The sequence below is a fragment of the Mycolicibacterium cosmeticum genome, from assembly GCF_000613185.1.
GTDB classification, from domain to species: domain Bacteria; phylum Actinomycetota; class Actinomycetes; order Mycobacteriales; family Mycobacteriaceae; genus Mycobacterium; species Mycobacterium cosmeticum.
Genome location: NZ_CCBB010000003.1, coordinates 554,483 through 567,919, shown reverse-complemented (window position 1 = coordinate 567,919; position 13,437 = coordinate 554,483). Strand labels below are relative to the sequence as shown.

The 13,437-nt window shown below is 68.4% G+C and carries 12 protein-coding genes and 1 tRNA gene; 7 read left to right on the top strand and 6 right to left on the bottom strand.

Annotated features, from left to right (window positions below):
* Nucleotides 1–142: 142 nt before the first annotated feature.
* Nucleotides 143–394 carry a hypothetical protein gene (locus tag BN977_RS32945; RefSeq protein ID WP_165576363.1) on the bottom strand — a complete coding sequence of 84 codons (252 nt, stop codon included), beginning with the start codon at nucleotides 392–394 and terminating at the stop codon, nucleotides 143–145.
* A gap of 309 nt (nucleotides 395–703) precedes the next feature.
* On the opposite strand from BN977_RS32945, the gene BN977_RS21865 reads away from it, so the two are divergent.
* Together BN977_RS21865 and BN977_RS21860 are read left to right on the top strand one after the other, a co-directional pair.
* Complete coding sequence (locus BN977_RS21865; protein ID WP_036401483.1) at nucleotides 704–1,258, top strand: DUF5994 family protein; 555 nt, start codon at nucleotides 704–706, stop codon at nucleotides 1,256–1,258.
* Nucleotides 1,259–1,338: 80 nt separating this feature from the next.
* Complete coding sequence (locus BN977_RS21860) at nucleotides 1,339–3,207, top strand: pyruvate kinase (RefSeq protein ID WP_084172645.1); 1,869 nt, start codon at nucleotides 1,339–1,341, stop codon at nucleotides 3,205–3,207.
* Nucleotides 3,208–3,241: 34 nt separating this feature from the next.
* Here the strand turns inward: BN977_RS21860 and BN977_RS21855 are convergent, their stop codons facing one another.
* Nucleotides 3,242–4,183, bottom strand: coding sequence for an alpha/beta hydrolase (locus BN977_RS21855; RefSeq protein ID WP_036401480.1), 942 nt, complete (start codon nucleotides 4,181–4,183; stop codon nucleotides 3,242–3,244).
* A 302-nt stretch (nucleotides 4,184–4,485) separates the two neighbouring features.
* Between BN977_RS21855 and BN977_RS21850 the strand changes: the two genes are divergently transcribed.
* The 4 genes from BN977_RS21850 (at nucleotide 4,486) to BN977_RS21835 (ending at nucleotide 10,557) form a co-directional block, all read left to right on the top strand.
* Nucleotides 4,486–5,751, top strand: coding sequence for a PucR family transcriptional regulator (locus tag BN977_RS21850; RefSeq protein WP_036404146.1), 1,266 nt, complete (start codon nucleotides 4,486–4,488; stop codon nucleotides 5,749–5,751).
* A gap of 136 nt (nucleotides 5,752–5,887) precedes the next feature.
* Nucleotides 5,888–7,357 carry a class I adenylate-forming enzyme family protein gene (locus BN977_RS21845; RefSeq protein WP_036401478.1) on the top strand — a complete coding sequence of 490 codons (1,470 nt, stop codon included), beginning with the start codon at nucleotides 5,888–5,890 and terminating at the stop codon, nucleotides 7,355–7,357.
* Between the two features lie 21 nt (nucleotides 7,358–7,378).
* Entirely contained in the window at nucleotides 7,379–9,139 is a 1,761-nt protein-coding gene (locus BN977_RS21840) for a DUF3556 domain-containing protein (RefSeq protein ID WP_036401476.1), read from the top strand.
* Nucleotides 9,136–10,557 (top strand): phytoene desaturase family protein, encoded by a 1,422-nt coding sequence (locus BN977_RS21835; RefSeq protein ID WP_036401474.1) that lies wholly within the window; start codon nucleotides 9,136–9,138, stop codon nucleotides 10,555–10,557. The genes BN977_RS21840 and BN977_RS21835 overlap by 4 nt, the downstream gene beginning before the upstream one ends.
* 167 nt (nucleotides 10,558–10,724) lie before the next feature.
* Here BN977_RS21835 and BN977_RS21830 read toward each other — a convergent pair.
* Nucleotides 10,725–10,807 (bottom strand) — tRNA-Tyr (locus BN977_RS21830).
* A 109-nt stretch (nucleotides 10,808–10,916) separates the two neighbouring features.
* Between BN977_RS21830 and BN977_RS21825 the strand changes: the two genes are divergently transcribed.
* Nucleotides 10,917–11,408, top strand: coding sequence for a YajQ family cyclic di-GMP-binding protein (locus BN977_RS21825; protein ID WP_024450726.1), 492 nt, complete (start codon nucleotides 10,917–10,919; stop codon nucleotides 11,406–11,408).
* Between the two features lie 56 nt (nucleotides 11,409–11,464).
* Here the strand turns inward: BN977_RS21825 and BN977_RS21820 are convergent, their stop codons facing one another.
* The 3 genes from BN977_RS21820 to BN977_RS21805 all read right to left on the bottom strand — a co-directional run bounded on the left by BN977_RS21820 (nucleotide 11,465) and on the right by BN977_RS21805 (nucleotide 13,420).
* A complete protein-coding gene (locus BN977_RS21820; protein ID WP_036401472.1) occupies nucleotides 11,465–11,974 on the bottom strand; it encodes a hypothetical protein in 510 nt (169 codons plus the stop codon).
* A 335-nt stretch (nucleotides 11,975–12,309) separates the two neighbouring features.
* Nucleotides 12,310–12,753 carry a hypothetical protein gene (locus tag BN977_RS31540; protein ID WP_024450728.1) on the bottom strand — a complete coding sequence of 148 codons (444 nt, stop codon included), beginning with the start codon at nucleotides 12,751–12,753 and terminating at the stop codon, nucleotides 12,310–12,312.
* 175 nt (nucleotides 12,754–12,928) lie between these two features.
* A complete protein-coding gene (locus BN977_RS21805; RefSeq protein ID WP_051561796.1) occupies nucleotides 12,929–13,420 on the bottom strand; it encodes a lipoprotein LppJ family protein in 492 nt (163 codons plus the stop codon).
* Nucleotides 13,421–13,437: the final 17 nt, after the last annotated feature.

Here is a 13,437-nt window from a genome sequence, read left to right as displayed (position 1 = left end):
ACTTTCGGCCCTGTCGCTCGGACACTTCCGTTCGTAGCGTTGCGGGCGTGGCCAGAAGTACAACGCAGCGCGCGATCGTCGTGGCAGTGGCCGTCAGGACCGGCACACGTCTTCATCTGGTGCGCTCACGCACAACAGTCGGTCACTTCATTGCCGATGCGGCAGTCGTCGCGATGCAGGCAGCGGCCGCCAGCAGCCAGAATGACGCGGCCCGCCACGTCTTGCAGAGCACCAAGGATGTTGTGCGCAGGGAGTTTCCCACTGTCGAGATAACCGAAAAGATCACCACCGACGCTGCGGATACGGCCGTGGCCCGGCTCAGACGGGACGCCTTGCTGGCCATGGTCGGCTCCGACGATGTGAGCCCGGCGGCAGCACACTTGATGGGATCCACTTCATTGAACGTGGCAACGCATGCGGCGTGCCCAGTCGGCGCATGGCGCGGCGTGCACGCCCCCGGTGACACGCCCGTAGTCGTCGGGGTGGACCCGACACCGCTCCGGTCTCGCCGCCGCCGTGTTGGGAAGTGCTGCGCTCAACATGCTGCACCACAGTCGTATTCCGGTCATGATCTGCCGTTCCCAGCCATGGCACAACCCGCATTTCGACTCATCAGCGAAAGGCCGAGACTTTGTCGAAACACCAGTACGTAGCTGCACCTGCACAACTCGACTACGACACGCCCCACGAAAGCCGCCTGAGCATGTCCGGCAGCCGGGCTTCCGGCGAGCACGTGGACGGTGCCTGGTGGCCCCGGTCCTACCGCTTGGCCGACGAACTGCCCGAGCTTCTCGCCGCAGTGCAGGGCCGGCTCGGCCCGGTCGCGCTGGTGGGCTACGGCCGGACCCGGTGGACCGACGCCGCGGCCGAGCTCACGGCCGACGGGCGCACCGTCCACCTCCTCGGGCTCAGTGGTGACGACCCCGAGAACCTGATCGTCATCGGCGAGGACGGGCATCATCTGACGCTGCGGGTGATACCACCCGATACCGCCCAAGAAGCCGCCTTCCTCGCCCTTGACGCGGTGCCGCGGCGGGGCGCCAGCGGAGCCGACGCGGCAGCGGCCCGCTCGGTCGCCGAGGTCGCCAGGAAACTCGCCGAGCACGAGGGCCGCAACGAGGCCGAGATTCTGGGCTGGTGCCAGGAGGCCGCCGCGCAGTTCGACGATGCTCGGATCCAGACGTTCGTACCGATCCTCGTCGAGCACATCGTCAACGACCGCATCCACCGCGAGCGCCACGCCGGGACAGCCGGCTGACCGGATTCGCAGTCACCGTCGCGGATCGTCGGTCGCGACGAATTCCCTTCGGTGACAGGACTTCAGGCAAGGAGCCCATCATGTCCGCGGTGTTCGACGACAGCCGTCGCAACCATGACGACGTATCGACCGATCGCGAGCTCGTGCGACTGCTCGGGCACCTCGACGATCTGCTCGACCACCTGGATTCAGCCGAGACGCAGTGGCATGCACTGCTGTCGCAGGTGAGCGCGGATTATCGGTCGAGCGCGCGCAATACCGTCCACTATTGGGCGCTGCGGCAAGCCGACCTGCGATCTCTGCAACGGCGCCTCGCCGCATTCGGTCTGTCTTCCCTGGGCCGCAGCGAATCCCACGTGCAGGCCACGTTGAGGCTCGTGCGATGCGCCGTCGCGGCCATGCTGGGCAAGGCGTGGCGACCACCCGCTCCCGCCGCTATCAGCGCCGGTGAGGGCCGACAACTGTTGCGCTCCCGGTCGGTACAGCTGCTCGGCCCCACCCCGCAACGACGTGAGGTCCGGATCATGGTGACGCTGCCGTCATCGGCGGCCACCGACCCGGACCTGACGCGCCGGCTGATCGCGGGCGGGATGAACATCGCGCGGATCAACTGTGCCCACGACGATGCCGCCGCCTGGTCTGCGATGGCCCGTCATGTCCGGCAGGCGGCTCGCGACCTCGACCGGGACTGTCGTATCGCGATGGATCTCGCCGGGCCCAAACTCCGCACCGGTCCGCTTCAGCCGGGACCGCGCTGCGTGAAACTCCGGCCGCAGCGCGACGCCCTCGGCCGTGTGCTCGCCCCGGCGCGGGCGCGCCTGTCGGCCGCTGCGCAACCGGCCGGTCCCGCCGCGCCGCCGGGCCCGACCATCCCGGTACCCGCGCCCTGGCTCAGCCGCAGAAGAGCGGGCGACGTGCTCACCCTGCACGACGCGCGCGGCGCGAAGCGCCGTCTCACCCTGATCGCCGACGCCGACCGCGAAGGCGGACTGATCGCCACGACGGACAAGACGACCTATCTGCTGACCGGCACCGAGCTGACCGTGCACGGCGACGACGACCCCGTCCAGGTGGGTCTCCTGCCCGAGCTCGAACAGAGCCTGACTGTGCGCCGCGGCGACGTGCTCAAGGTCACCCGTGATTGTTCGCCGGCACCGGTGACCACCGTCGGCATGCCGCGGATCGGCTGCACTTTGCCGGAAGTGTTCGACAACGCCCGCGCCGGTGCGGCCATCCACTTCGACGACGGCCGGATCAGCGGGCAGATCGTCGACGTGCAGGCCGGCGAGTTGACGGTACGAATCGATCACGCGTCCACGACGGGTTCGAAACTGCGGGCCGGCAAAGGGATCAACGTCCCCGACACTGCCCTGCCGGTGCCGGCGCTGACCGACAAGGACATCGCCGACCTCGAAACAGTCGTACAGATCGCCGATCTCGTCGAGATGTCGTTCGTGCAGGATCCCGCCGACGTGCTCACGCTGCACGAGTTGTTGGATCGCCCGGGCGGTGAACGGATCGGCATCGTGCTCAAGATCGAAACGCGCAGGGCCTTCGAACATCTGCCGCAGCTTCTGCTCACCGCGATGCGACGGCCCCGTCTCGGCGTGATGATCGCCCGGGGCGACCTCGCGGTCGAGGTGGGCTACGAGCGCCTGGCCGAACTGCAAGAAGAGATCCTGTGGCTGTGTGAGGCCGCACATCTGCCCGTCATCTGGGCCACCCAAGTCCTGGAGCAGCTGGCCGCCACCGGATTGCCCTCACGCGCGGAGATCAGTGATGCCGCCATGGGTGAACGCGCCGAATGCGTGATGCTGAACAAGGGCCCGCACATCGACGACGCCCTGGCGCTACTGGATGACATCCTGCACCGCATGAGCGGCCACCATTACAAGAAAGACGCGTTGCTGCGCCGCCTGCGCTCGTGGCGCGTGGATGCCGACCGCTGACTTCGATGACGTTGGGGTGCTTGGCAAGTGGCCGTCAGGCGCCGGTGGTGGGGGCGGCGACGGGGACGGTGCTGGCAAGGAAGTCCAGCTGGGCGGTGACCACCGATTCGAACAGCGGGTCGACGTAGGGGTCGAAGTGGCCGCCGGAGTAGTCCTGCAGGGTGGCCCGGCGCATGCGGTGAGCCGCCTTGCGGGCCGGTCCGGCCGGGGCGATGGCGTCGTCGGCGGCGACCTGCACCAGCGCGGGGCACGTCACTTTCGAGGCGTGGCGGATGGGTGAGTACAGGCCGATGCGCGCCAGGATCCGCGCGGCGATCGTCTCGGGCAACTCCCCGCGGCGAATGCCGGACTCTTGGAAGAGCCGGTCCACCGCGGCATCGGCATCGGGGGTGGCCATCACCGCGACAGTGCCGGGGGCACCGACGGGGTCGACGTAGCGGGGTGGCCTGTGCAGCGCGGCGCGCAGCGTGTCGTCCACGGCAGCGGGGGCGAGTCGCAGCGCGTGCAGTCCGGTGGCGCGGACGGCCGCGGGACCGCTGACGTGGGGCACCTGGGCGATGATGGCGGCCAACTCCTCGCCGGTGCCGGCGAGGGTGATGACGTGGCCGCCCGCGAAGGACGTGCCCCAGGCGATGACCCGGCGCGGGTCGACGTCGTCGAGGGTGCGCGCCCACGCCAATGCGGCGCGCCAGTCGGCGAGCTGCGCGGCAACGTCCACGACCCGCCGCGGATCGCCGTCGCTGTCCCCGAAGGATCGGTAGTCGAACACGACGACCACGTAGCCCGCCGCGGCGAAACGCTCGGCATACGCAGGTAGGCGCAGCACACGCACGCTTCCCAGGCCGTGGGCCATCACGATGACGGGCGGTGCCACAGCGGTGGTGGTGACGGGCCGGTACACCCACGCCGCGCAGCGAACGCCACCGGAGATGAAGTGCTCGTCGGATCGGCGAAACGATCGGGCAGGTGTCGGCATGCGGTCTCCTTCGTAGCGTGCGGCGCGCCCTGCCTCGTCGTCACGCAGTGCGGGAAGCCTGTCACCAGCAAAAGCTCAGCCTAAGTCGCCGGACGCGGGCACACCATGTGCGGCGCGGCTCATTGTCGGCGGGTCTCGTCGTGCGGCCCGCACAACGGCGCGAACGTGGTGACCGAGGCGGCCGACGTTGCCATGGCGCGCGTCGCCGGTGGGTCGGGCGCAGCGCATGAACTCGCGGGGGTGAGTTGGTGGTCACTCGGGTTGCCGAGGGCGATACTGGGGCCGCGACCTTGGGGGTGTTGATGGTGGATGGGCAACCTGATGCCTTGGTGACGTGGGTGGCTCAGCAGATGAGCGTGCAGCGCGATGCCTTCATCGACGCGTTGGTGTTGGTCACCCGAGCCGAGATCCGCTCGCTCGATCACGATGCGCGGATGGTGGACCTGCTGACCGCGAGCATCACCGAGAACGTGGTCGCCGCGATCCACTTCCTCGAACACGGCAGGGCGGAAGAGGACGTCGAAGCGCCCAGTGCGGCGCTGGTGTATGCGCGGGCGTTGGCGCAGCGCGACGTACCGCTGTCCGCATTGATCCGGGCCTACCGCATCGGGCACAACCGCTTCGTCGACCAAGCCATCGCCGTCCTGGCGACCCACCCGTCGCAGGCCGAATCGCTCTCGGCCGCAGCCGTATTCGTGCACCAGTCGGCACTGTGGATCGATCGCATCTGCGATCAGGTCGGTCAGGCCTACGAACGGGAACGCGACCGGTGGGTCAGCAGCCGCAGCGGTCTGCGGCAGCACTGGGTAACCCAGGTTCTGGAAGGCGGACCGGTCGACATCGGGCGCGCGGAGGATGCGTTGAACTACCGCTTCGACCGGTGGCATGTGGGGGCGGTGATGTGGGCCGACGATCACGTCGCCGCCAGGGACGTCGGCGCGCTGCTCGACGACGCGCACGCGGTCATCGGAGACCGGTTGCAGGCGCTCGGTCCGGCATTGATGGTGCCGACCGACGAGCGCGAAGCCCGCCTGTGGTGGCCCGTCACCGATCACGGCGTGGATTGCGGTGACGCCGTGACCGCGGCGCTGCTCGATGCCGGGATGGCGGTGCGTCTGGCGTTCGGCACCCCCGGGTGGGGAGTCGACGGGTTCAGGCGGACGTTGCAGGAGGCCGAACGCGCTCACGTCGTCGCGCAGGCCGGCGCAGCCGGCGACCCGACTCGGCGAGTGGTGCCCTACGCCGCGGTCGCTCCGGTGGCGCTGATGGCCGGCCACCCCGCGGAGCTGCGCCGGTTCGTCGGTGCCGTGCTCGGCGAATTGGCCACCGACGACGAACGCAACGGGTGGCTTCGGGATACGCTGCGGGAGTTCTTGGCCCGCAACCGCAGCTATGCCGCCACGGCCGAGGCCCTCTTCCTGCACCGCAACACCATCCAGTACCGGGTGGCGCAAGCACTGGACAAGTGCGGTGCCACCCTCGATGACCCGGACTTCGTGGTGCAGATACAGATCGCCTTGATGGCGTGCCGATGGTTGGGCCGCTCGGTGCTCACCGTCGAGCCCTGACCCGGCTTCCGCACGCCCTGTGCGCGGCGCACAACCAGCGCAGCCGACTTCGGCTTATCCGCATATGGCATCCGTCACATCGCAGGACCTACCGTAATGCAGGTCATCGCATGTTTCTGCTATTCGAGGGGGCTCCGTGCACTTCGCCGATCTGCTCGATGTCCGCGCCAACACGAACCCCACGGGTCCGGCATTGGCCGATGAGCACAACGGTGCCCTGTCCAACGCCGATGTGTTGGCGCGGGTCGACGTGACCGCGGCACGGTTGAGCGGCGCCGGAGTGCAGCGTGGTGACGTCGTCGCCGTAAAGCTGCCCAATCGCATCGAACTGGTCACCACCGTCTTCGCAGCCTGGAAGCTCGGCGCGGCCGTCACGCCGGTCAATCCCTCCCTCACGCCCACCGAGGTCGCCTTTCAGCTAACCGATTCGGCGGCTCGCGTGTTGGTGACCGACGCTGCGGATCAGCACGATCGGGTCGCCGTGCTGACCCTGGCGGATCTGGCGGCGCCCGGGCCGCCGGCGGTCGTGCCGGACGACCCGCGGCGCGCCGAGGACGTGGCCCTGCTGGTCTACACCAGCGGCACCACGGGCCGCCCCAAGGGCGTGGAGCTGACCCACGCCAACCTGATGGCGATGGCCCAAGGGATCAACGAAGCGATGCACAGCGGGCCCGACACCCACAGCTTGTTGATCCTGCCGCTGTTTCACGTCAACGGGATCGTGGTCAGCGTGCTGGCGCCGCTGCTGGCCGGCGGTCAGACCACCATCGCGGGCCGGTTCGACCCCCAGCGGTTCTTCGACCTCGTGGCGCGCCACCGGCCGACGTTCTTCTCCGCAGTCCCCACCATCTACTCCATGCTGGTGGCCCTGCCCGCCGAGGTGGCCCCCGACACCAGTTCCCTGCGGTTCGCCGCCTGCGGCGCCGCGCCCATGCCGCCGCAGTTGATCGAGGCCTTCGAGCAGCGTTACGGCGTTCCCATCATCGAGGGCTACGGCCTGTCGGAGGGCACCTGTGCGTCGACGACCAACCCCCTCAACGGCATTCGCAAACCCGGCACCGTGGGGGTGGCACTGCCCGGCCAGCAGATCGCCATCCTCGACGGCCGAGGACGCCCGGTGCCGACGGGAACGCCCGGCGAGGTCGCCGTCGCCGGCCCCACGGTGATGCGCGGCTACCTCAACCGCCCGCAGGAGACCGCCGAGACCATCGTCGATGGCTGGTTGCGCACCGGCGACATCGGGTTCCTCGACGCCGACGGTTACCTGACCCTCGTCGACCGCGCCAAGGACATGATCATCCGCGGCGGCGAGAACATCTACCCCAAGGAACTGGAGTCGGTGCTCTACACCCACCCCGGTGTGCGGGAGGCCGCCGTCGTCGGGCGCCCCGATCCGGTGTACGGGCAGGTGCCGGTCGCGTTCGTCACCAGCCGTTCCGAAGCGGATCTCAGCGCGGATGTACTTGCCGCCCATCTGGCCCAGTCACTCGCCAAATACAAACGGCCCGAAGTGATTCTGGTCGACGAGATTCCGAAGAACCCGGTCGGCAAGATCGACAAACCCGCACTGCGACGGCGGTTCACCGCAAACCCCGCCTCCGTCTGAACCCGGAAAGAAGCACCGATCATGAGCTTCACCAAACCCAATCTCCCGCCGGACATCGATCCCGCCGGCTGGCGCACACTGCCGCGGCAGCAACGCATCCAGATCATGACGCGGCACTGGACCGAGAACGGCTTCGGCACCCCGTCAGGGGTGTACGTGCTCTACGTCGCCAAGATCGCCGCCTACCTGGCCGGCGCGGCCGCGGTCATCTCGCTCACCCCCGGGCTGGGCGCACTGACCGATATCACGACGTGGTGGACCCAGCCGATCGTCTACCAGAAGCTGGTCGTCTTCACGCTGCTCTTCGAAGTCCTGGGGCTGGGCTGCGGGTCGGGCCCGCTGACGCTGCGGTTCCTCCCGCCACTGGGCGGGTTCCTGTACTGGCTGCGTCCCGGCACGGTGCGGCTTCCGGCGTGGCCGGACAGGGTGCCATTGACCCGTGGGGACACCCGCACCGTCTTCGACGTCGCCCTGTACGTGGTGGTGCTCGCCTCCGGGGTGTGGGCGCTGCTGGCACCGGGGAAGGGCGGACCGGTCACCGCCGGCGGTGATGTCGGATTGCTGGACCCGATGCTGATCGTGCCGACGCTCGCGGCGCTGGTGCTGCTCGGTTTGCGGGACAAGACGATCTTCCTGGCCGCGCGCGGAGAGCACTACGGGCTGACGCTGATCGTGTTCTTCTTCCCGTTCACCGACCAGATCGCGGCCTACAAGCTGATCCTGCTGGCGTTGTGGTGGGGGGCGGCCACCTCCAAACTGAACCACCACTTCCCGTACGTGGTGGCGGTGATGATGAGCAACAACCCCGTGCTGGCGGGCAGCAAGCGGGTCAGACGGCTGATGTGGCGGGACCCGGTCGACGATCTGCGCCCGTCGTGGCTCCCCAAGCTCCTGGCGCACGTCGGCGGCACCACCGCCGAATTCCTGGTCCCGCTCTACCTGGTGTTCTTCGCCCCGTCCAGCGGGCCGTGGCTCTGGGCCGCCGTCGGGTTCATGGTGATCTTCCACATCAACATCACCTCGACGATCCCCATGGGCGTGCCTCTGGAGTGGAACGCGTTCTTCATCGTCTCGCTGTTCTACCTCTACGGCGCCCACGGTGACATCCGCGTCACCGACCTCGGCTCACCGGTGCTGCTGGCCATCCTGATCGCCGCCCTGGTGGTGGTGCCGGTGCTGGGAAACCTGTTCCCGGACAAGGTGTCCTTCCTGCCCGCCATGCGTTACTACGCCGGGAACTGGGCAACCAGCACCTGGTGTCTGCGCCACGGGGTGGAGGACATCATCGAAGCCAACGTCACCAAGTGTTCGGCCCTGGCCAACCGCCAACTCGCCACGCTCTACGGATCCGATATCGCCGACGTCATGCTCGACAAGATGACAGCCTGGCGGGCCATGCACACCCATGGCCGCGCCCTCAACGGTCTCATCCCCCGCGCCGTCGGCGACGACACCGGCTACGACATCCGCGACGGCGAGTACATGGCCGGACCGATCCTGGGCTGGAACTTCGGCGAAGGGCACCTGCACAACGAACAACTCATCGAGGCGCTGCAGCGTCGATGCCGGTTCGCCGAGGGCGACGTCCGCGTCATCATCCTGGAAGGCCAACCCATCCACCGGCATTGGCAGGCCTACCGCATCGTCGACGCCAAAACCGGTGAGCTGGAACGCGGATACGTCGATGTCGCCGACATGCTCGCCCGCCAGCCCTGGGCCGCTGCCGGTGACACCTTTCCGGTTCGCCGCAGCAGCGCAGCGTCGGCGTCGACGTCTCGATGAGCACCGCCGTCGTCGTCGGATCGGGCCCCAATGGGCTGGCCGCCGCGCTGACCCTGGCCGAGCGCGGCGTGGAGGTCACCGTGCTCGAAGCGGCCGACACCTTGGGTGGCGGCACCCGAACCAGCGAACTGACCCTGCCCGGCCTGCGGCACGACGACTGCTCGGCCATCCACACCATGACGGTGGCATCCCCGTTCATCCAGAGCCAGCCCCTGGCCGACTACGGGCTGCGGTGGCGCTACCCCGAGATCGACATGGCTCACCCCTTCGACGACGGCAGCGCCGCGACGCTGCACACCTCGATCGAGGAGACCGCCGACGGGTTCGACGCCCGCGACGGCCGCGCCTGGCGGCGCGTTTTCGGTCCGCTGAGCCGCAACTTCGACGCCCTTCGTGACGACGTGTTCCGGCCCATCGCCCACCTGCCGCGTCATCCGATCAAGCTCGCCGCGTTCGGCGCGCACGCGTTGCTGCCCGCGACGGCCTTGGCGCGAGACTGGCGCACCGAACGCGCCCGCGCGCTGTTCCTGGGCGTCGCCGCGCACGTCTACTACCCCCTGACCCGACCGGCCAGTTCGTCGGTGGGCTTGATGATCACCGCCGCCGGCCACCGATACGGCTGGCCGGTCGCCGAGGGCGGGTCGGCCGCGATCGCCGCAGCGATGACCGCACGGCTGGCCGATCTCGGCGCCAAGACCGCGACCGGCGTGCTCGTCACCTCGCTGAAGCAGCTTCCGACAGCCGACGTGGTCATGTTCGACCTCGCTCCGCGCGCAGTGGCCGATATCGCCGCCGATGCCCTGCCCGGACGGGTCCGCCGCGCGTACCGCCGCTACCGCCACGGGGCGGCGGCCTTCAAACTCGACATCGCCCTCGACGGTGACATCCCGTGGACCAACCCGGCGTGCCGGCGTGCCGGCACCGTCCACCTCGCGGGCAGCTCCGCCGAGATCGTGGCCGCCGAACGTGACGTGGCCGCCGGACGGATGCCCGCCAGGCCGTTCGTGCTGCTCTGCCAGCAGTACCTCGCCGATCCCAGCCGCAGCGCCGCGGGGGTCAACCCCATTTGGGCCTACGCCCATGTCCCCCACGGTTACACCGGCGACGCCACCGAAGCGATCCTCGATCAGATCGAACGCTTCGCCCCCGGCTTCCGCCGCCAGGTGCTCGGCATCCACCGCCGCGGACCGGTCGCGCTGGCCGAGCACAACCCCAACTACGTCGGCGGGGATATCGCCACCGGCCGCAACGACCCCCGGCAGATCCTCATCCGGCCCCGACTGGCCGTCGACCCCTACAGCACCGGCGTCCCCGGCATGTACATCTGCTCGGCGGCCACCCCGCCCGGGGTCGGCGCGCACGGCATGTGCGGTCACAACGCCGCTCGATCCGCCCTGCGCTACCTCAACCGCCGCTGACCCGGACACCTGCGCCCGTCCGACCTGTACGTGGGCGAGGATCGTGGCCAGGTGCCCGACATGCAGCATATGGCGCGCGGACGAATTGGCCTGCAGGCGAACGAAGTCGAGGCCACATCGGGCAGAAACGAGACAGGCCCCCTCCGCAGAGGGGGCCTGACCAGGTGTGGCAGGTACAGGATTCGAACCTGTGTAGGCGTTAGCCGACGGATTTACAGTCCGCTCCCATTGGCCGCTCGGGCAACCTGCCGGGTGTCGCACTGACCGGACTCCGGTTTGGTGCGAGGAGAAGACTACAACGAGGATGTACCGAAGACGAAAACGGCCCACGCCGAGACAACACGGAGAGGGAGGATCCAATGGCGGATTCCAGCTTTGACATCGTCAGCAAGTTCGATCGCCAGGAGGTCGACAATGCGCTCAACCAGGCCGCCAAGGAGTTGGCGACCCGATTCGACTTCCGCGGTACCGACACCACGATCGCGTGGAAAGGCGAGGAAGCCGTCGAGATCGTCAGCTCCACCGAGGAGCGGGTGAAGGCCGCGATCGACGTGTTCATCGAGAAGCTGGTCCGCCGCGACATCTCGATGAAGGCGTTCGAGGCGGGCGAGCCGCAACCGTCGGGCAAGACCTACAAGGTGACGGGCACGCTCAAGCAGGGCATCACCAGCGAGCAGGCCAAGAAGATCACCAAGATCATCCGCGACGAAGGCCCCAAGGGCGTCAAGGCCCAGATCCAAGGCGACGAGATCCGCGTCAGCTCCAAGAAGCGCGACGACCTGCAGGCGGTCATCTCCCTGCTCAAGGGCGCCGACCTGGACGTCGCCCTGCAGTTCGTCAACTACCGCTGAGCCGAACGCACAGAGCCCGGAGACGGTGACCGTCTCCGGGCTCTGCGTTGGGGCACCTAGTCGTTCGGGTCGGGATCCGTCCCGCCGTTCGTGATCGCGTCGAAGAACTGCTTGGGAGCCTTGGCCAAGCTACCGGCGATCGTCTGCGGCGCCGTCGCAATCTGCTGGGCGCCGAGCGCAGCCTGAACCGGCAGCGTCGCGATCCCCGTGAAGAGTTGCCCGGGCACCGCCGGCAAGCCACACTGTTCAACCCGGCTGCCGTCTTCAGCGGGCGGGCAGCCCGTTCCCGCCAGCAGCTGCTGCGGGGCACCCACCAGGCCGCACGTGCTGTCTTGCGGAGCACCGGTGGGCTTGCTCGGCTGCGCGCAGCCCTGCCCGGCCAGGTTCCCGGGCGCCACCGCCAGGCCGTCGGCGATCTGCTGCGGCGCCTGCACAACGTTGTCCACGATGGTGCACGGGATCGACGTGAATCCCGGTGCACACGAGGCCTGCGCGGGCGCCGCGACGGTGAATCCGCCGAGAATGGCGGCGCCGATCAATGCGGCGATGACGAAGATGCTCTTCACTGCTGCTCCTAGAGGAAGTTGACGGGATCGCCAATGCGCAATTCGAATACGCACAGCGTAGCGCCTCTAGGCTTTTCCTGTGAGTTTGTTTTGATCGCTGTGCACCCCGGCGAGATCACCCGATCTGCGCACTGACATGTCGTTATGTCTGAGACCCTGACGGAGCTGCAAGTTTGCGGGAATGACGCCCTCTCCCCTTTTTGCATATTCAAGTAAATTCGTCGGCGCCCTTTTGCGAAATCAAATACATCGACGGGGAGACGACTCGCGGTACAAAGCGAAAAGCCCGGAGACATCGGGTGTCTCCGGGCTCTTCGGGTGGGGCGAAAGAACTGTTACGACTCGGGGTCGGTCCCGCCGTGCGTGATGGCGCGGACGAACTGCCCCGGCGCGGCCGCCAGGCCACCGGCAAGCTGTCCCGGCGCCGCGGCCAGGTTGCCCGCGATGGTCTGTGGCGCGGTGGCGATCTGGGCGGCACCGGCGACCGCCTGGACCGGCAGCGTCGCGATACCCGTGAAGAGCTGGCCGGGCACGGCGGGCAGGCCGCACGCGGTGGCGTTGCCGTCATCGTCCTTCGGGCAGCCGACGCCGACCAGCTGCGGCGCGGTGGTGGCCAGCCCGTTGGCGACGTCGACCGGCGCGGACGCCACGTTGGTGACGATCGTGCACGGGATCGACGTGAACGACGGCGCGCATGCCGCCGAGGCGGGCGCGGCGAACGCGAAACCGCCGGCAGAGGCGGCGCCGATCAGGCCGGCGACGATGAGGGTGCTCTTCACTACTTTCTCCCCGAGATAGACGTGTTGTTGCGTATGCAAGAGAATTGGGGTCAGCCTAACGCCTCGGGAGCGTTTTTGTGAGCCGGTCGGACGACATCACTTGTCCACCGGTCGGATGACGATCCGGGCATGCCGAAACAGCGACCGCCGCACGGTCGCGATGCCCTATCGAGGGTCAGCCGTCGCTGAGAAGTTCCTCAGTGATCGGGCGGCCGATGGTGGCCCCGTCATCGCGATGATCGGTGGTGTCGCGGCACTCCCCGAAGATGGTGTAGGCGACCCGGCCGTCCACATGGGCGCGTCCCATCACCACCATCACGCCGTCCTTGTTGATGACGGTGCCGTACGGGTTCTTCCCCGGCGGCGGCCCGTCGGTCCAGCCGGCAGCCACCATGGCGTCAGCGACCCGGCGCGCGTAGGCGTCCGGCGTCACCCCGGCCGGCAGCACCGAGCTCATCTCCACCTTGCCGCGGTACGGCGGCTCGCCCTGGTCGTTACACGACTCGAACGAGAAACCGCCCGAGACTCCTTGCAACCCGGCGACTTTGCGCAACTGCCTGCCGACGTCGACCACCTGTTGGGTGGACTGGTCGGCGGTCAGCGGGTCGGCCGGCCGCTCGGGGTCGGGATGCCCGGCATTCACCCCACATCCTCCTAACATCAACATGGCGGCGATGGTCGCCG

Excerpts from the sequence above, each read along its gene's own strand:
- BN977_RS21865 (WP_036401483.1), top strand. The coding sequence starts at position 704 with ATGTCCGGCAGCCGGGCTTCCGGCGAGCACGTGGACGGTGCCTGGTGG.
- BN977_RS21860 (WP_084172645.1), top strand. The coding sequence starts at position 1,339 with ATGTCCGCGGTGTTCGACGACAGCCGTCGCAACCATGACGACGTATCG.
- BN977_RS21855 (WP_036401480.1), bottom strand. The coding sequence starts at position 4,183 with ATGCCGACACCTGCCCGATCGTTTCGCCGATCCGACGAGCACTTCATC.
- BN977_RS21850 (WP_036404146.1), top strand. The coding sequence starts at position 4,486 with ATGGTGGATGGGCAACCTGATGCCTTGGTGACGTGGGTGGCTCAGCAG.
- BN977_RS21840 (WP_036401476.1), top strand. The coding sequence starts at position 7,379 with ATGAGCTTCACCAAACCCAATCTCCCGCCGGACATCGATCCCGCCGGC.
- BN977_RS21835 (WP_036401474.1), top strand. The coding sequence starts at position 9,136 with ATGAGCACCGCCGTCGTCGTCGGATCGGGCCCCAATGGGCTGGCCGCC.
- BN977_RS21825 (WP_024450726.1), top strand. The coding sequence starts at position 10,917 with ATGGCGGATTCCAGCTTTGACATCGTCAGCAAGTTCGATCGCCAGGAG.
- BN977_RS21805 (WP_051561796.1), bottom strand. The coding sequence starts at position 13,420 with ATGTTGATGTTAGGAGGATGTGGGGTGAATGCCGGGCATCCCGACCCC.